General features: G+C 68.4%; 15 protein-coding genes. 4 read left to right on the top strand and 11 right to left on the bottom strand.

Going from position 1 to position 18,049, the window contains the following annotated elements; translation table 11 throughout:
* Positions 1-16 precede the first annotated feature (16 nt).
* Entirely contained in the window at positions 17-1,432 is a 1,416-nt protein-coding gene (locus tag A5727_RS04420) for a WS/DGAT/MGAT family O-acyltransferase (RefSeq protein WP_068245094.1), read from the bottom strand.
* Between the two features lie 176 nt (positions 1,433-1,608).
* Between A5727_RS04420 and A5727_RS04415 the strand changes: the two genes are divergently transcribed.
* Positions 1,609-2,088 (top strand): Rv3235 family protein, encoded by a 480-nt coding sequence (locus A5727_RS04415; RefSeq protein WP_231991951.1) that lies wholly within the window; start codon positions 1,609-1,611, stop codon positions 2,086-2,088.
* Positions 2,089-2,094: 6 nt separating this feature from the next.
* Here A5727_RS04415 and secA read toward each other — a convergent pair whose 3' ends face one another.
* The 6 genes from secA to mtrA form a co-directional block, all read right to left on the bottom strand.
* Positions 2,095-4,926: a preprotein translocase subunit SecA gene (gene secA, locus A5727_RS04410; protein WP_068245089.1), complete on the bottom strand. Its 2,832-nt coding sequence runs from the start codon at positions 4,924-4,926 to the stop codon at positions 2,095-2,097.
* A gap of 147 nt (positions 4,927-5,073) precedes the next feature.
* On the bottom strand, positions 5,074-5,721 hold the full coding sequence (hpf, locus tag A5727_RS04405) for a ribosome hibernation-promoting factor, HPF/YfiA family (protein WP_197507592.1): 648 nt from the start codon (positions 5,719-5,721) through the stop codon (positions 5,074-5,076).
* Positions 5,722-6,059: 338 nt separating this feature from the next.
* A complete protein-coding gene (locus A5727_RS04400) occupies positions 6,060-6,692 on the bottom strand; it encodes a ComF family protein (RefSeq protein ID WP_068245083.1) in 633 nt (210 codons plus the stop codon).
* Positions 6,693-6,722: 30 nt separating this feature from the next.
* The gene (gene lpqB / locus A5727_RS04395; RefSeq protein ID WP_286150022.1) at positions 6,723-8,471 is read right to left on the bottom strand and encodes an MtrAB system accessory lipoprotein LpqB; all 1,749 of its coding nucleotides are present in this window, start codon (positions 8,469-8,471) and stop codon (positions 6,723-6,725) included.
* 14 nt (positions 8,472-8,485) lie between these two features.
* Positions 8,486-10,147, bottom strand: a complete 1,662-nt coding sequence (gene mtrB, locus A5727_RS04390; protein WP_068245080.1) for an MtrAB system histidine kinase MtrB — start codon at positions 10,145-10,147, stop codon at positions 8,486-8,488.
* Between the two features lie 34 nt (positions 10,148-10,181).
* Positions 10,182-10,868, bottom strand: a complete 687-nt coding sequence (gene mtrA / locus A5727_RS04385) for a two-component system response regulator MtrA (protein ID WP_157521209.1) — start codon at positions 10,866-10,868, stop codon at positions 10,182-10,184.
* Positions 10,869-11,057: 189 nt separating this feature from the next.
* Between mtrA and A5727_RS04380 the strand changes: the two genes are divergently transcribed.
* Genes A5727_RS04380 through A5727_RS04370 form a run of 3 tightly spaced genes read left to right on the top strand, consistent with a single transcriptional unit; the run spans position 11,058 to position 13,725 of the window.
* Complete coding sequence (locus tag A5727_RS04380; RefSeq protein WP_197507581.1) at positions 11,058-11,357, top strand: WXG100 family type VII secretion target; 300 nt, start codon at positions 11,058-11,060, stop codon at positions 11,355-11,357.
* 2 nt (positions 11,358-11,359) lie between these two features.
* The gene (locus A5727_RS04375; RefSeq protein WP_068245069.1) at positions 11,360-13,153 is read left to right on the top strand and encodes an alpha/beta hydrolase; all 1,794 of its coding nucleotides are present in this window, start codon (positions 11,360-11,362) and stop codon (positions 13,151-13,153) included.
* A 2-nt stretch (positions 13,154-13,155) separates the two neighbouring features.
* A complete protein-coding gene (locus tag A5727_RS04370; protein WP_197507580.1) occupies positions 13,156-13,725 on the top strand; it encodes an LppA family lipoprotein in 570 nt (189 codons plus the stop codon).
* Here A5727_RS04370 and A5727_RS04365 read toward each other — a convergent pair.
* The 4 genes from A5727_RS04365 to alkX all read right to left on the bottom strand — a co-directional run bounded on the left by A5727_RS04365 (position 13,697) and on the right by alkX (position 17,994).
* Positions 13,697-14,338 (bottom strand): dTMP kinase, encoded by a 642-nt coding sequence (locus A5727_RS04365; protein WP_068245063.1) that lies wholly within the window; start codon positions 14,336-14,338, stop codon positions 13,697-13,699. The two genes, A5727_RS04370 and A5727_RS04365, sit on opposite strands and share 29 nt — an antisense overlap.
* 10 nt (positions 14,339-14,348) lie before the next feature.
* Complete coding sequence (locus A5727_RS04360) at positions 14,349-15,665, bottom strand: lipase family protein (protein ID WP_068245058.1); 1,317 nt, start codon at positions 15,663-15,665, stop codon at positions 14,349-14,351.
* Positions 15,666-15,782: 117 nt separating this feature from the next.
* Complete coding sequence (ahcY, locus tag A5727_RS04355) at positions 15,783-17,240, bottom strand: adenosylhomocysteinase (RefSeq protein WP_068245056.1); 1,458 nt, start codon at positions 17,238-17,240, stop codon at positions 15,783-15,785.
* 106 nt (positions 17,241-17,346) lie between these two features.
* Positions 17,347-17,994 carry a TetR family transcriptional regulator AlkX gene (gene alkX, locus A5727_RS04350; protein WP_068245055.1) on the bottom strand — a complete coding sequence of 216 codons (648 nt, stop codon included), beginning with the start codon at positions 17,992-17,994 and terminating at the stop codon, positions 17,347-17,349.
* Positions 17,995-18,049: the final 55 nt, after the last annotated feature.

Genomic DNA, 18,049 nt, shown 5'->3' with positions numbered 1-18,049 from the left:
ATCGTACTGCGGTCGCTCAGGAACGTGCCGCGTCGAGCAGTTCGTCGAGCGACTCGCGCAGCAGGCCGGGCAGCTCATCGACGTCGCTCATCGCCTCGCGGTCGGCGTTGATGCCGAAGTACAGGCTGCCGCAGTACGACGTGACGCCGATGGCCAGCACCTGGTTGTGCAGGAGCGGGGGCACCGCGTAGGTCTCGAGCAGCTTTGTGCCCGCGATGTACATCTGAGACTGTGCGCCCGGCACGTTGGTGATCAGCAGATTGAACTGCCGGGCCGGGAAACTGGTGGCCACCCGGGTGCCCATCGCGTGCAGTGTCGGCGGTGCGAAGCCCGACAGCGTGACGATGGTGCGCGCGTCCACGAGGCTCGCCGCGGTCGAGTGGGATTCGGTGGCATGCGCGATCTGTGACAGCCGGACCACCGCGTTGCCCTCCCCCACCGGCAGGTCCACCAGGAACGGTGTCACCTCGCTGATCGCCTGCCCGGCCGAGGCGGCACCGTCGGCGCCGAGTTCGGGATACACCGACATCGGGGCCATGGCCCGTACCGTCGCCGTCGGCGTCACCGGCTCGCCACGGGAGAGCAGCCAGTTTCGCAGGGCTCCGGCGATGACCGCCAGGACGACATCGTTGACGTCGCAGTTGTAACGCGCCCGAACCTGGCGGTAGTCGTCGAGGCTGCCCCTGGCCACCGTGAATCTCCGGTTGCGCGACACCGTCGTGTTCAGCGGGCTGTTCGGGGCGGTGCCACGCGCAAGGGTGCGTGCCGCATCGGCGATTCGGTGGGCGGTGTCGATCAACTGGCCCGAGTTCGTGACGGCCCCGGTGACCGCGGAGCGCACCGCGTCCAACTGCTGGCGCGGACCGGAGAACCAGTCACCGACCGCGCCGAGCACCAGTGCGGCCGTTCCCGGCTCCCGCGCGGGGATCCAGATGTCCTCCCCGAGCGGTGACGGCTTCGGGGTCCGATCGGCGATCACGTGGCCCATCTCGAGTGCCGCCATGCCGTTGACCAACGCTTGGTGCGACTTGGTGTAGATGGCGATGCGGTTCTTGGCGAGCCCTTCGACCAGGTACATCTCCCACAGTGGACGCGACTTGTCCAGCGGTCGGGATCCGATGCGCGCGATCAGGTCGTGCAGTTGGGCGTCGGTGCCCGGAGACGGCAGCGCGGAACGCCGAATGTGGTAGGTGATGTCGAAGTCACGGTCGTCGATCCACACCGGGCGGGCCAGCCCGAGTTTGACCTCTCGAACCTTCTGGCGGTAGCGGGGCACCTGCGGCAGACGCTCTTCGACTGTCGCGAGGAGGGTTTCGTAGCTCAGCCCCGATCGCGGCCTGCGCAGGATCGACAGCGACCCGACGTACATGGGGGTGGCGGAGTTCTCAAGCTGATAGAAGGACGCATCGGATGCCGACAGTCTGGTCACCATTCGCGCTGCCGTCCCCCTCGCCTGACATCCACTGCTGGTCACGTTAACCGCCCAGCCGCCCACCGTGCACAACGGGTGCACACACGCGGGGCACGGATGTGTCAGGATCGCCCTCGTCGGGTCCGCCACTCTCCAGCGGGCGACGTGTTCCGAGCACGCGTATGGAGGGTGGAGTCTTGACAGCTGCCAGATCGACGGTGGCGCATCCCGCGGTCACCCGCGTCGTCGACTACGAACCACAGGTCGGCGCCGCACCCGAGGTGCCGCGGTCACGGTCGCACCGTGCCCCACCACTTCGGGTCGTGACCCCGCCGGCCACAGGTGGTCCGTCGACGCGGTTCCGGGAGGCCGCCGCGTTCGCCGACGCCGCGTTGCGCACGGTGCTGGAGGTGATCGACCGCCGACGGCCACCGGCTCAACTGCGGCCCCTGATGCCGTCGGGGCTGGCCGATTCCGTCACCGCCCGCGCCGCGGCCGGTGCGGGCGGGCGCGCCGCGGCAGTCCTGCGCGCGACGCGGGTTCAGGCCTGCGACCGGTCGGAGGACGCGTTCGAGGTCGCGGCGGCGTTCTCGCGGCACACCCGCTGGCACGCCGTGGCGTGCCGGGTGGAACGGTGCGGGACCCGATGGCAGGTCGTCGCCCTGCACATCGGGTGAGCCCGGTCAGTTCCTGCGGGCCGACTTGGCCGCCTTGCGCGCGGCCTCGCGCCGCTCCTTGCGGGTCGAACCGGTCGCGCCGGCCGTCTGCGGGCCGGAGGAACCGTGCCGCTGCACCTCGGCGCTGCCGTCCTCGGCCGGACCCGTGTAGGTCAGCGCGGGCGTCTTGTCCGAGTCGTCGATTCCCTTGGCGCGCAGCCCCGTCGGCGCGGCATGGCGGCCGCTCGGCGCTTCGTCCTGCTGCTCGGCGTCCTTGCGCGCCGCGGCGCCCGCCGCGGCGAACTCGGCCAGCCCCTCGGGCGCGGCGACGGGAGCGACGGCGGGCTGCTGCGGCGCCGCCTCGACCTGGACGTTGAACAGGAAGCCGACCGACTCCTCCTTCAACCCGTCGAGCATGGCGCGGAACATGTCATAGCCCTCGCGCTGGTACTCGACCACCGGGTCGCGCTGGGCCATGGCCCGCAGGCCGATGCCCTCCCGCAGGTAGTCCATCTCGTAGAGGTGCTCACGCCACTTGCGGTCGATCACGTTGAGCAGCACGTTGCGCTCGAGCTGGCGCATGGCGCCCTCGCCTGCGAGTTCCTCGAGTTCGGCCTCGCGCTTGGCGTAGGCCTTCTCGGCGTCCTCGACCAGCGCCGCGAGCAGTTCGTCACGCGTGAGCTCACCGGGTTCACCGACCGCGTCGGAGTCCAGCAGGTCCTGGTGGTTGATTCCGACCGGGTAGAGCGCCCGCAGTGCCTCCCACAGCTTCTCCAGGTCCCAGTCCTCGGAGTAACCCTCGGCGGTCGCACCGTCCACGTAGGCGGTGATGACGTCGACCAGCATGTCGTGGGCCTGCTGCTGCAGGTCCTCACCCTCAAGGATGCGCTTGCGCTCCTTGTAGATGACCTTGCGCTGCTGGTTCATCACCTCGTCGTATTTGAGGACGTTCTTGCGGATCTCGAAGTTCTGCTGCTCGACCTGGGTCTGGGCGCTCTTGATCGCGCGGCTGACCATCTTGGCCTCGATCGGCACGTCCTCGGGCAGGTTGATCCTGGTCAGCAGGGACTCCAGCGCCGCGCCGTTGAAGCGCCGCATCAGCTCGTCACCCAGGGACAGGTAGAACCGGGACTCGCCCGGATCGCCCTGGCGGCCCGAGCGGCCGCGCAGCTGGTTGTCGATACGGCGTGACTCATGACGCTCGGTGCCCAGCACGTACAGCCCGCCGGCGGCGCGCACCGCCTCGGCCTCCTTGGCCACCTCGGCCTTGACCTGCTCGAGCACGTCGTCCCAGGCGGCCTCGTACTCGTCGGGGGTCTCGACGGGGTCGAGGCCCTTCTCGCGCAGGCGCTTGTCGGCCAGGAAGTCGACGTTGCCGCCCAGCACGATGTCGGTACCGCGGCCGGCCATGTTGGTGGCGACGGTGATCGCGCCGCGCCGACCGGCCTCGGCGATGATGTTCGCCTCCTGCTCGTGGTACTTCGCGTTCAGCACGTTGTGCGGGATCCGCCGCTTCTGGAACTGCCGCGACAGGTACTCCGACCGCTCGACGCTGGTGGTGCCGATCAGCACCGGCTGACCCTTCTCGTACCGCTCCACGACGTCGTCGACGACCGCGATGTACTTGGCCTCTTCGGTCTTGTAGATCAGGTCGGACTGATCCTTGCGGATCATCGGCTTGTTGGTCGGGATCGGCACCACGCCCAGCTTGTAGATCTCGTGCAGCTCAGCGGCCTCGGTCTCGGCCGTACCGGTCATACCGGACAGCTTGTTGTAGAGCCGGAAGTAGTTCTGCAGCGTGATGGTGGCCAGGGTCTGGTTCTCGGCCTTGATCTCGACGCGTTCCTTGGCCTCGATGGCCTGGTGCATGCCCTCGTTGTAGCGGCGGCCCACCAGCACGCGGCCGGTGAACTCGTCGACGATCACCACTTCGCCGTTGCGGACGATGTAGTCCTTGTCGCGCTGGAACAGCTCCTTGGCCTTGATGGCATTGTTCAGGTAGCTGACCAGCGGCGAGTTGGCGGCCTCGTAGAGGTTCTCGATACCGAGCTGATCCTCGACGAACTCGACCCCCAGTTCGTGCACGCCGATGGTGCGTTTCCGCAGGTCAACCTCGTAGTGGACGTCCTTCTCCATCAACGGGGCCAACCGGGCGAACTCGGCGTACCAGTTCGAGGCGCCGTCGGCCGGGCCGGAGATGATCAACGGGGTTCGCGCCTCGTCGATCAGGATCGAGTCGACCTCGTCGACCACGGCGAAGTTGTGGCCGCGCTGCACCATCTCGGCCACCGAGTGCGCCATGTTGTCGCGCAGGTAGTCGAACCCGAACTCGTTGTTGGTGCCATAGGTGATGTCGGCCGCGTACGCGGCGCGCCGCTGCTCCGGCGTCATCTGGGACAGGATCACCCCGACGTCGAGACCGAGGAAGCGGTGCACCCGCCCCATCCACTCGCTGTCGCGCCTGGCCAGGTAGTCGTTGACCGTGACGACGTGCACACCCTTGCCGGACAGCGCGTTGAGGTAGGCGGGCAGCACACAGGTCAGCGTCTTGCCCTCACCGGTCTTCATCTCCGCGACGTTGCCGAAGTGCAGGGCCGCCCCGCCCATGATCTGGACGTCGAAGGGGCGCTGCGAGAGCACCCGCCAGGAGGCCTCACGGGCCACCGCGAAGGCCTCGGGCAGCAGGTCATCGAGGGTTTCACCCTTGTCGATCCGCTTCTTGAACTCGTCGGTCTTGGCGCGCAGCTCGTCATCGGAGAGCTTCTCGACGTCGGCGGACAAGGTGTTGACGTAGTCAGCCACCCCTCGCAGGCGCTTGACCATGCGACCTTCACCAAGGCGCAGCAGCTTAGACAGCACTGATATATCCCCTACAGGATTGGAGTCTTTTCGCGCTCCATCGTAGGTGACGCCTGATCATGCACGGTCCCAGAAACGACTTGTGGAGCCTGAGCGGCGGGCCGCGCCGCTCAGGCTCCACAATCTCAGCTCAGGTTCAGCCGAGCGTCAGGACAGGCGAATCAGGCCGTAATCGAACGCGTGCCTGCGGTAGACGACCGATGCTTTGTCGGTCTCCTTGTCATGGAACAGGAAGAAGTCGTGGCCCACGAGCTCCATTTCGTAGAGCGCGTCGTCGACGGTCATCGGCCTGGAATCGTGCTCCTTGACGCGGACCACGCGGCCCGGCTCGTGGTCGTCGACGACCGGTTCGGCGGGTCGAGGACCATCGGCGGGGGGAATGAAGGCCTCGGGAACGACGGCGGTCGCCTCAGCCAACGACACCGGTGTCTTGTCCCCGTAGTGGATCTTGCGCCGGTCCTTCTGCCGGCGTAACCGGGCCTCGAGCTTGGCCACAGCAGATTCCAACGCACCGTAGAAGCTTTCGGCGCAGGCCTCACCGCGCACCACTGGGCCACGCCCACGCGCGGTGATCTCGACGTGCTGACAACTCTTGCGCTGACGGCGGTTGCGTTCATGAAAGAGTTCGACATCGAACATGTAGATGGTCTTGTCGAACCGCTCAAGGCGGGCGAGCTTCTCAGAGACATGGATGCGGAAGTGGTCGGGAACTTCGACGTTGCGGCCCTTGACAACCACTTCGGCGTGCGGCGAGTCGGACTCGTCACGTTCTGCCAAAAGCTGGCCTGAATCCACGGATTGACTTGACATGCTTGACAACTCATTTCTGTCGCGTCGAACGCGCACATGCGCGTGTGGCCTGTTCAACCTGTTGAATGGGTGCGCGGCGGGGTCGTTCGGATTCGCGCCACCCCGCGGCGCCAGGGGTCGAATATCACCTCCTACGCACCGGGGTCTCCAGTTGAAACCGGGTGGCGGGCCTCGTTGCGGAAGCCCGTCGTGGCAACCTGCGGTGTGCTCACGATGTTGTCACCGAAGGTAGTCCGAGTTCACCTGAACGTGCCACCCTTTTCGCGCACCTGTTGCCAGAACTTTCGACCCCCGTTACGAGGACCTGGGTCCCTTGCGGCGCCTCACGCGTGCGCCAGCGCCAGGACCCCGACGACGTCCACCCCCGCGCCTCGCAGAACCCGCACCGATTCACGGGCGGTCGCACCGGTCGTGACGATGTCGTCGACCACCAGCGCGGGTGCCTCGGGCGGTCCCGTCCGCAGCCGCACCCGGCCCGCGACGTTGCGTTCCCGACGACGGCTGTCCAGGCCGACGGAGTCGCGGACGAACGCCCGCATCACCAGTGCCGGGGACACCGTGACGGCGTCGTGGCCGGCGACGGCCGCCCGGGCCAGGCGCGTCACCGGGTCGCCGCCGCGGCGCCGCGCCGAGGTCCGGCGGGTCGGGGCAGGAACCAGAGACAGCGGTTCCGGCACGACACCCCAGCCGATCAGCCGGTGCACACCGAAGGCCAGGGCCCGCGCCAACGGGGCACACAGGTCGGTGCGGCCGTGCTCCTTGAGCGCCACGATGGCCTGTCTGCGCGGACCGGCGTAGCGGCCGAGGGCAAACGTCGGCACGCCCGGGTCCAGGCGTGGGCTGATCACGTGGGGCGCGTCCGCAGCCACCTCGAGTGCCGCCGCGCAGGCGTCACACCACCGGGTCTCGGGTGTGCCGCATCCGCCGCACTGCAGCGGCAGGATCAGGTCGAGCATGCCTGCAGTGTGCGGACGGGCACCGACAGATCAGCCGGGCAGCACCGGCACGGCGCCGGGCACCATGAAGGCCCGCACCTCCGACCACGCCCGGTTGTCCGCGCCGGAACCCGACAACTGCAGCACCCCGCGCTGGTCGGCCACGTACACCGTCGAGGGGTTCGCCGCGACCGTGCCGACGGGCATCCGCAGGCCTCGACTGGGCCCGTCGGAGTTGACGCCGTCGAGGTTGACATAGGACACCGGATGCGCGGGGTCGTTGCGGCTGACGACGATGTCGTCGCCGGTCCGCCACGACAACGACACCACCGACGAGCCCAGGCCGAAGCCGAGCCGGCGGGGATAGGTCAGCGCGAACTCGCCGCCCGGTGTCTGCTCCACCCCGGCGAGGATGACCTGCCCCTCGATGACCATCGCGGCACGGGTGCCGTCGCGGGACAGTTGAAGTTCGCTGATCGCCCCGGGGAACTGAGTCGTCACGGCGATGGGATCCACTGGGACGCTGGCGGGTTGACCGGTGGCGGCCTCCTGGGTCACCCGCAGCACCACGTTGCCGTCCACCACGACCCACACCGCGCCGTCGAGCCCCCAGGTCGGTCGGCTGATGCTGCGCCCGTCGGCCGCCTCGACCGCGTCCTGCCCGTTGTTCCCGATCCAGAGTTTGGCCGCCATGTCGGGAGCGCCCGCGCGCTCGGTGACCACCGAGGCCACGCCATGCCCGTCGCGGGACAGCGCGGCCGAGGTCTGGCCCGGCATCGACCCGAACGCGCCCGGCACGCGACTCGAGCGCTGGCCGTCGAGGAACACCAGCGACCCGCCGACCAGAGCGTGCACACCGGCCGAGGCGCCGTCGGCCACACCCGGATCGGTGGCCGCGACGTCGGATGTCTCCCAGCCGTCGGCGAACCGTTCGTCGAGGGGCAGTCCGTCGGCGTTGATGACGTACGGTCCGCGGATGTCGGCGCGAGCCAACGTCCAGATGATCTGTGCGGCAAGCAGAGCCCGGCTCTGGGGATCGGCGGTCTGCAGGTTCTCCAGTTCGATGCGGGCCCCGCCGTACCCCCGGCCGATGCCGGTCTTGCCGCCGTCGGCCCGCGTCACCGGTCCACGCAGTCGCACCGGCGGGCCCAGCATGTTGCGCACCGAGTTCGCGAGTTCGGGGCGCGGTCCGGTGATCAGTTTGGAGACCAGTTCCGTGGCCAGCTGATCATCCTCGGCGACCGCGACGTACCGCGGGTCGGGCACCGTGGTCTTGCCCGAGGGCGCCACGAAGTAGAGCGGGTGCCGCTTGTAGGTCTCCTGAAACTGCTTCCAGTCCAGGAAGACTCCGTTGGGCAGCTTGTCGATCCGCCAGCCCTCAGACGTCTTGACCAGCTCGATCGGCCCCGGGTCGGGCAGCGCCCCCTCCGCCGTCTCGAACACTCCGAGGTCGGACAGCGACCCGAGGATGTCGGCCCGCATCACCGCCGAGACTCGGTTCGCGCTGCGAGTCTCGGTGAACACCACGCGGTCGATCAGCAGCGCCGAGCCCGCGTCATCCCATGCCTGCGAAGCGGATTCGGTGAGGAACTGCCGCGCCGCCAGGTGCCGGTTGGCGGGGTCCGCGGTGGCCTTGAGGAACTCGCGCAGCAGCAGATCCGGCTCCATCCCGGGAGTCGGCTTGGGCAGGCTCTGCGGGGCGGGTCGCTCCACGGTTCCGATCGCCTGCGGCGCAGACGAACTGGGCACGCCCGCGCAGCCCGACAGCAGGGCCGCGGCCATCGTCAGCGCCGCGAGCAGCGCACCGAGGCGTGTCACGCATTCTCCCCGGCGTGCTCATGCTGACGGGCCTGCTGCCGGTCCCGGCTCTCGGCGCCGACCGGTTTGAGCGGCAGCGGGCTGGTGGTGACCTTGTGCCCTCGCACCAACGGCAGCGTGAGCCGGAAGCACGAACCCTTACCGGGCTCCCCCCACGCCTCCAACCTGCCCTGGTGCAGGCGCGCGTCCTCGATGCTGATCGCCAGGCCCAGACCGGTGCCGCCCGAGCGACGCACGCGCGACGGGTCGGACCGCCAGAACCGGCTGAACACGAGCTTCTCCTCGCCGGGGCGAAGGCCGACACCGTAGTCCCGGACCGTGACCGCCACGGTGTCCTCGTCGGCGGCCATCCGGATCCGCACGGGTTTGTGCTCGGCGTGGTCGATCGCGTTGGCGATCAGGTTGCGCAGGATCCGCTCCACCCGGCGGGTGTCCACCTCGGCGATCACCCCCTCGGAGGGCATGTCCACCAGGAGTTCGATGCCCGCGTCAGCCGCCAGGTGGCCCACGTTGTCCAGGGCGCTGTTCACCGTGGAGCGCAGGTCCACGGCCTCGACCGACAACTCCGCGACGCCCGCGTCGTGGCGCGAGATCTCGAGCAGGTCGGCCAGCAGCGACTCGAACCGGTCGAGCTCGCTGACCATGAGTTCGGTCGATCGGCGCAGCGCGGGATCGAGGTCGTCGCTGTTGTCGTGGATCAGGTCGGCCGCCATCCGCACGGTGGTCAACGGGGTGCGCAGTTCGTGGCTGACGTCGGAGGTGAATCTGCGCTGCAGGTTGCCGAACTCCTCGAGTTGGGTGATCTGCCGGCTCAGGCTCTCGGCCATGTCGTTGAACGAGACCGCCAGGCGCGCCATGTCGTCCTCACCACGCACCGGCATCCGCTCGGTCAGGTGCCCCTCGGCGAACCGCTCGGCGATCCTCGACGCCGACCGCACGGGCTGCACCACCTGCCGCGACACCAGCCACGCCACGCCGGTCAGCAGCAGCAGCAGCACGATGCCGCCGGTGGCCATCGTGCCCCGCACCAACGAGATCGTGCTCTCCTCGCTGGTCAGCGGGAAGATCAGATACAGCTCGAGGTTCGTGACGCGCGAGGACGTCGGGCTGCCGATGATCAGCGCCGGACCCGAGAAACCGTCGGTGTGCACGGTCGCGTACTGATAGCTGACCTGGCCGGCCTTGACGAACTCGCGCAGCGCCTCGGGCACCTCGTCGACGGGTCCGGCCGCGGTCGCGGCGCGCGGACCGTCACCGGGAACGACGAGCACCGCGTCGAAGGTGCCCGCGAGCCCGGCGCCCGCGCGCGGATCGGTCTTGGAGATCAGGGTGTTGCGGGCCAACTGCAGGCTGCTGTCGAGCGACCTCGTCTCCTCACCGCCGACGATTCCCGCGACGGTGGTGCGCGCGCGCTCGATCTCCTCGCTGGCGGCCCGCACCTTCACATCCAGCACACGGTCGGTGATCTGGCTGGTCAGCACGAAGCCGAGCACCAGGATCACCGCCAACGACAACCCCAGCGTGAGCACGACGACCCGCAGTTGCAGCGACCGCCGCCACAGCACGCCGACGGCTCGACTCAGCGCCCGAAGACCGCGCAGCAGCGGCCCCGTGCCACCCAAGCGGCCCCGAATGCGCCGCTTGGAGCGCAGGATCATGGGCGCCGCTCCTCCCGGGCGTCACGGCGCAGGGTCACGGTGGTCCGGCCTTGTAACCCACTCCTCGAACGGTGAGCACCACCTGCGGGTTCTCCGGGTCCTTCTCGACCTTGGCACGCAGGCGCTGGACGTGCACATTCACCAGGCGGGTGTCCGCCGGGTGGCGATATCCCCACACCTGTTCGAGCAGCACATCCCGAGTAAACACCTGCCGCGGTTTGCGGGCCAGAGCGACCAGCAGGTCGAACTCCAGCGGGGTCAGGGAGATCTGCTCACCCTGGCGGGTGACCTTGTGCGCCGGCACGTCGATCTCGACATCGCCGATCGAGAGCATCTCGGCCGGCTCGTCCTCGTTGCGGCGCAGGCGGGCACGCACCCGCGCGACCAGCTCCTTGGGTTTGAACGGCTTCATGACGTAGTCGTCGGCGCCCGATTCCAGTCCCAGCACCACGTCGACGGTGTCGGTCTTGGCGGTCAGCATCACGATCGGAACGCCGGAGTCGGCGCGCAGCACGCGGCACACGTCGATGCCGTTCATCCCGGGCAGCATCAGGTCGAGCAGCACCAGGTCCGGACGCAGTTCCCGCACGGCAGTCAGGGCCTGGGTGCCATCCCCGATGACCGCGGTGTCGAAACCTTCGTTGCGCAAGACGATCGTGAGCATCTCTGCCAACGATGCGTCGTCATCGACGACAAGGATCCTTTGCCTCATGACACCCAATGGTGTCACCACTGAGCGGCAAAACCGCGCTGCCACACCCGGCCGTGTCCGGGTAATCCTGGCGGACCCGTCACACCGGCGGAATCTGCTGCCGCACGACCACCGCCGGCGGGCTTAGGATTCTTCCGGACGACACCGTGCGCAGCAAAGAGTTCTAGGGGGGACATGGCGACGCCGGACCATCTCTCGATGTCGACGTCCGACGTGATCTACTCGGCCGACCACCTCGACTCCATCGCGTTGCAGGCCGCCGCGGAGCGCCGCGCGCTGGCCGTCGAACTGTCCGGCCTGACGGATGCCTGGCAATCCGAGGGCCGGCCCGGATTCGTCGCCTTCACCGAGGCCGTGCACCGGCAGTCGGAACGTATTCAGCAGGAGGTGACCGACGTCGCCGACAAGCTGAGGCACGCCGCGCGCGAGTACACCTCGACCGCGCACCAGGGCGCCGAGCTCCTTCGGTACCACCACGGTCGGCCACCGACGCCGTGACGATGTGGCTGCGCCAGATCGAGTCCTGGAACGTCGGTGCGCTCCGCTCGATCGCCGAGGAGCTCGACACCGAGCTCGATGCCGCACGCCGCGCCGCCGACGAACTCGCCCACGTCGCCATCCTGCCGGGGTGGGACTCCCCCGCCGCCGACGTCGCACGCGAGCGGGTGCGCTCCGCCCGGGCAGGCGTCCTCGACGACGCGGCCGTCATCGGCGCCGTCGCGCAGTTGGCGGAGGAGACCGCCCAGGCGGTCGCCGAACTGCAGCGCGAGTTGGCCGACATCCGGGCCGCCGTCGCCGCCGGCGACGGGCATCTGCTGCTGTCGGATTCGGGTGAGGTGACCGTGATCGGCTCCGCGGAGGAGATCGCGCAGTGGCGAGACGACGCCGAGGAGATCGAGGCCCGCGCGAAGGCCCTGCTGCGGCAGGCCGACGACATCGACGCCGACTGCCGCGAGGTGTTCGACAACATCGCCGAGGGTGAGGTGACCGCGCACGGCGCCACCGACCTCGCCGGTGCCCGCCGCGCGGGCGAACAGCAGTCCGGACTGTCGGCGCCGTACCCGCCCGAGGGCGAGGGCACTCGCCCCGTCGACGTCACCGCGTGGTGGGAGGCGCTGACACCCGAGGAGCAGCAGAAGGTCACGGTCGAGCACCCCGACTGGCTCGGCAACCGCGACGGGGTGCCGGTGGTCGTCCGCGACGGCGTCAACCGCAGGTTCCTGGAGCAGGAGATCGCCGCCGCGCAGGCCGACGTCGACGCCATCCCGACCCGCGAGGAGTACCGCCAACAGCACCCCGGCATGAACGCCGCGCAGTTCAACAGCGCGTACTCCGCGCTGGTCTCCGACCGCAGGCGGCGCCTGGACGAGGCGCTGAGTGTCAAGACCGCGATGTCGTCGCTGGGCCAGCCGGAGAAGGGCTACGACCCGAACCGGTATCTCATGCTGTTCTCACCGACCGAGACCGAGCTGCTCGCCGCGGTCGCGATCGGCAACCCCGACACCGCCACGCACGTCGCCGTCACGACGCCGGGCATGAACACGCATGCCACCTCGCTGCCGGGGATGGCGGCCGAGGCCGTGGCGCTGCGCGACGAGGCCAACTTCCAACTCGGCAAGACGGGATTCGGCGACGAGTCGGTCGCGACGATCGCCTGGTTCGGTTACGACCCGCCCGACGTGGACGAGACCGTCGGCGGCGCGGTCCTGGAGAACCGCGCCAACGCGGGCGGGGTGGACCTAGCGCAGTTCTACCGCGGCATCAACGCCACCAACGTCAACGGATCCGATGTGCACCTTTCGGCGTTCGGCCACTCCTACGGTTCCACCACGACCGCCCAGGCGCTCAACGAACTCGGCGCCTCCGGCGTGGTCGACGACGCCGCGTTCTACGGGTCCCCCGGCCTGGGCTACGCCAACGAACCGATTCTGGGCATGCCCGCGCTCATCGTCGACGAGACTCAGCTGTATGTGCCCGACGGGCACGCGTACGTGATGTCCGCCGACGGCGACCCGGTGTCCGAGGAGGTCACGAAATGGGGTTTGTCCCTGCCGATCTCGATCGCCGATCTCGGTGGTCACGGCCCGAATCCGACGTCGCTGCCGCTGGAGAGGCTCTCCACGGACGCCTCCACCCCGGCATTCGGCGGTCCACGCGAGGCCGCGACCGGTCACTCCGAATATCCTCGGCTGGGGACCAACGACGTACTGCGCACCTCCGGCTACAACCTCGCGATCGTCGCGTCGGGGCTGGCCGATCGACGCCCCGAACTGCTGATCCGAGAAGGAGAATGACGGTGCTGGGTGCCGTTCTACGCACAGTGCTCGCGACGGGCACAGCCCTTGCCGTGCTCACCGCCTGCGGTGAGCCCGAGTCACCGATACTGAACAAGGACGCAATCCCCATGAACCTGCGCACCCTGCCGACTCTGAAGCAGACCCAGAACCAGATGCTCGACCTGATCGAAGCGGTCCGAGTGCGGATCGCCGCGGAGGCCCCCCAGGCCGGCGCGTGGCACTGGGCCGACGGATGGTCAGGTTCGGGCTGCACCGACGACGCCGGCGATTCGGGCATCGCGCTGTACTTCCCGGACCTGACGGCGAAGTACGGCCTGAGCACCGCGGAATGGGACCGCGTGCTCCCGGCGGTCACCGCCCTGGCCGCCGAGGCGGGCCTGACCGAGGTCGCGATGCCGCAGAACAGCGAGACCAATCACGACGCGCGGTTCACCAGTGGCGACGGGCGCGAACTGCTCGTCGGTTCGTCGGTCGCGACGGTCATCACCGCGAGGATCTCGTGCCGGCGCGAGGCCGGCGACCCGATCGACGTCGACGGCGTCATCCCGATGCCGCCCGACCCAGCGTGACCGCGAGGCCGCGCGCGTCGGTCTCGGGCGAGATGCGCCGCCACGGCCCAGCCCAGTTCGCGTCGGCCAGCTGCGAGTACACCGCACCCGTGCGCTGCTGCAGATCGTCGTCCCGCTCGTAGGCGTCACGCGCCCGGCCGGCCTCGTGCTGCGCCCGATGACGCGCCCGCTGTGCCGCCAGTTCCACCGGAACATCAAGCAGCAGTTGCAGATCCGGCACCGGAAGGTGGAATCGGCCGAACTCCAGGCGGTGCACCCAGTCCACCACGTCACCGTCGGCGCCCTGGCGCAGACGGGCCGCACTGTAGGCCGCGTTGGACGCGACATAGCGGTCCAGGATCACCACGTCGTGGCTCGCGCGCACCTCGGCGAGCTGCTCGAGCGCCCCGGCGCGGTCCAGCGCGAACAGCATCGCCATCGCGTACACCGATTCCGCGAGGTCCCCGTGCTCACCGTGCAGGGCCTCGGCCGCCACGTCAGCGTGCACCGACTGGCCGTAGCGCGGAAAAGCCAACGTGGCCACCGATTTTCCAGACTCCTCGAAACCGGCCCGCAGACCCTGCGCCAGGGTGCGCTTGCCCGCGCCGTCGAGGCCCTCAATGACGATCAACACGGGCGCAAGCTTAGAACTGCCCGCAGTTCGGCGTGGTCGGCACACCGTTGAACCGGTCCGCGATCCACTGCATGGCCGGTTCGCCGTCGACGAGCATGGGCAGTCCGTGATTGACGATGGCCTTGTTCAGGAACGGTGGCTGCTCATTGGTGCGGAACTCGACGTCGGCCCCCATCGCACACCAGTCCCGGCCCAGTTGGTTGGCCCCCGTCCACGGCACCAGGGGGTCGAATCGGTTGATGTTGATCAACATTGGGGAGTTGGGCCGCAGCGTGCCGAGGCGCTGAAGTTCGAACAGTCCGCGGAAGGGCTCCTGCTGCATCATCTCGGCGACCGGCTCGGTGAAATAGGGCTGCAGATGCCGAAACATGAACTTGGTCAACGTTTCCGCCACACACTGGGTCTTGGTCTTGTACAGCAGGTCCTCACCGCGCGGGGTGAGCTTCGACCGGATCGCGGCCTCGGCCTCGGGGTAGGTCTGGATGACGCTGTTCAGTGCGTACCCCACCGCGCCCACCAATGCGCTGCCGTCGGCGTAGGGCATCATCTCGGCCAGGTTGGCCGGCGGTGCCCCGGCGTAGCTGCCGACGATGTTGAGTTCGGGCGCGTAACTGGGCGCGAGTTCTGCGGCCGACGCCGCGGCCCCACCACCCTGCGAGTATCCCCAGAACGCCGTCGGGCCATCGGGGGTCAGCGACGTGTCCGGCAGCAGGCGCGCGGCACGGGCCGCATCGAGCATGGCGTGCCCCTGTGAGAGCCGGTTGACGTAGGTGTGCACGGTGCCGAGCGTGCCGAGGCCCTCGTAGTCGGTCATCAGGATCGCGAAGCCGCGCGCCACCATCGTCGAGACGAACAGTTCCTCGTAGTTGAACGCGATGTCCAGATACGGCGACCAGTGGATGCCCTGGTTGAACTGCCGCGACGGCGCGCACTGATCACCCTGGCCCTGGGTGCCGGGCCCGTAGACGATCAGCGGCCGCGGCCCCTGCCCCGGCCAGTCGTTGAAGGGCTCGAAATACGTTCCGGTGACGGCGTTCGCGTTTCCGCGCGCATCGGTGCTGCGGTACATGACCCGGGTTCCGGTGGCCATGATCATCCCGAGTTCCCCCGAGGGCTCCAACACCAATCGGGAGGGTTCGGTCCGGATCAGGTCTCCCGGCCGGCTCTCCGGCAACGGATTCGGTGGCGTGTAGAACTCGGTGTACTCGTCCTCGTTGTAGTACGGGTACCAGTCCCGGTCCGCCGCCGCGATCGGGAAACTCGTTGCCGTACAACCGATGACCAGACCGATCAGCGCAACTGTGACGGCCGCCCCTACTCGTCGCATCAGCGGACAGTACCAAACGGTATGGACGGCGTGGGCGGGCAGCTGCGAATTCCGCAGGACCCCGCCCAGCGGAAAGGCCCGCACCCTCGGGGTACGGGCCTTTCCGACGCGCTGTGCTCAGTACCGGTAGTGGTCCGGCTTGTACGGGCCCTCGACGTCGACGCCGATGTACTCGGCCTGCTCCTTGGTGAGCCGGGTCAGCGCACCACCGAGTGCCTCGACGTGGATCTTGGCGACCTTCTCGTCGAGGTGCTTGGCGAGGCGGTACACCTCGTTGTCGTACTCGTCGTTCTTGGTCCACAGCTCGATCTGGGCGATCACCTGGTTGGAGAAGCTGTTGCTCATCACGAACGAGGGGTGCCCGGTGGCGTTGCCCAGGTTCAGCAGGCGTCCCTCCGACAGCAGGATGATCGACTTGCCGCTGTCGCCGAACGTCCACTCGTCGACCTGCGGCTTGATGTTGATCCGGGTGGCACCGGACTTCTCCAAGGCGGCGATGTCGATCTCGTTGTCGAAGTGCCCGATGTTGCCCAGAATGGCGTGATCCTTCATCGCCTTCATGTGCTCAAGGGTGATGATGTCCTTGTTACCGGTCGCGGTGATCACGATGTCGGCGTTACCGATCGCCTGCTCGACGGTCACCACGTCGTAGCCGTCCATCATCGCCTGCAGCGCGTTGATCGGATCGATCTCGGTGACCTGCACGCGCGCGCCCTGGCCGGCCAGCGACTCCGCGCAGCCCTTGCCCACGTCGCCGTAGCCGCAGATCAGCACCTTCTTGCCACCGATGAGGGCGTCGGTGCCGCGGTTGATGCCGTCGATCAGCGAGTGCCGGGTGCCGTACTTGTTGTCGAACTTGCTCTTGGTGACGGAGTCGTTGACGTTGATCGCCGGGAACGACAGCTCACCGGCCGCGGCGAACTGGTACAGCCGCAGCACACCGGTCGTGGTCTCCTCGGTGACGCCCTTGACCGACTCGGCGATCTTGGTCCACTTGTCCTTCTCGGACTCGAACCGCTCACGCAGGATGGACAGGAAGACCTTCCACTCGGCGGGGTCGTCGTCCTCGGCGGGGGGCACCACGCCGGCCTTCTCGTACTGCGCACCGCGCAGGACCATCATGGTGGCGTCGCCGCCGTCGTCGAGGATCATGTTGGCGGGCTCGCCCTCCCAGGTGAGCATCTGCTCGGCGGCCCACCAGTACTCCTCGAGCGTCTCGCCCTTCCAGGCGAACACCGGCACACCCTGCGGTTCCTCGACGGTGCCGTGCGGACCGACGACGACCGCGGCGGCCGCGTGGTCCTGGGTGGAGAAGATGTTGCACGAGGCCCAGCGGACCTCGGCGCCGAGGCTCACGAGCGTCTCGATGAGCACCGCGGTCTGGACGGTCATGTGCAGCGACCCGGAGATGCGCGCGCCCTTGAGCGGCAGCACCTCGGCGTATTCGCGGCGCAGCGCCATCAGGCCGGGCATCTCGTGCTCGGCCAGACGGATCTCCTTGCGGCCGAATTCGGCCAGGGACAGGTCGGCGACCTTGTAATCGATGCCATTGCGGCTATCGGCGGTCAGCGTCATACGGAATGGTTTCCTTCACAGGTCCGGTTGCTCAGCGTGGTTACACGTTAGACCGCCCCCGACGCGCGCCGGGGTCCAGGCCACGCGGGCCACCACGTACGCACGGTCAATCGGTCTGAATGACACCGTACCGCTCGGCGAACGGTGTCATGAGCCGTGCCAGATCTCCGGCGACATCGTGGTCGGACTCCGGCGGCATGGAGACATAGCTCAGGGCCAGACGCACGATCGCGCGCGCCAGCACTCCGGCGTTCTCCTCCGAGGTGTCCATCCAGCTGTTGAGGAAGATGTCCGACAGCTTCGCCGAGGCCCGCGTGATGATCGGTGCGCTGTCGGTGGTGATGATCTGCAGCAGGTCCGGCTTGGCCACGCCCGTGAGCAGGGAGATGACCAGCGGGTCGGCCGCGGATTCGGTGAAGAACGCGCGGAATCCCTCGTGGAAGGCGGTGTTGACCTGCCCGACGTTGTTGTCCACCGCATCGCCGACGGCGTCGACCAGGCGATCGGCGAGCCGCAGCGCGTACCCCTGGGCCAGGCCCTGGCGGGAACCGAACTCGTTGTAGATGGTCTGTCGACTGACCCCCGCGGCCTTGGCGACGTCGGAGAGCGTGATCGATGACCAGTCGCTGGTCAGCAGCAGATCACGCATGGCATCGAGGACCATATCGCGCAGCAGCCCACGGGAGGCCTCGGCGTACGGGACGCGCGCGGAACCCTCCCGACGGCCGCCGGGCTGGCGCGGAACACTGCTCACCCGGGCGAGACTAGTCAACGTCGCGCCCTTTCGGTTCGCCCCCGCGCCGTCACAG

The sequence above is a fragment of the Mycobacterium sp. ACS4331 genome (genome assembly GCF_001667265.1).
In the GTDB taxonomy this organism is placed as follows: domain Bacteria; phylum Actinomycetota; class Actinomycetes; order Mycobacteriales; family Mycobacteriaceae; genus Mycobacterium.
This window is presented reverse-complemented; position numbering and strand designations above follow the sequence as displayed.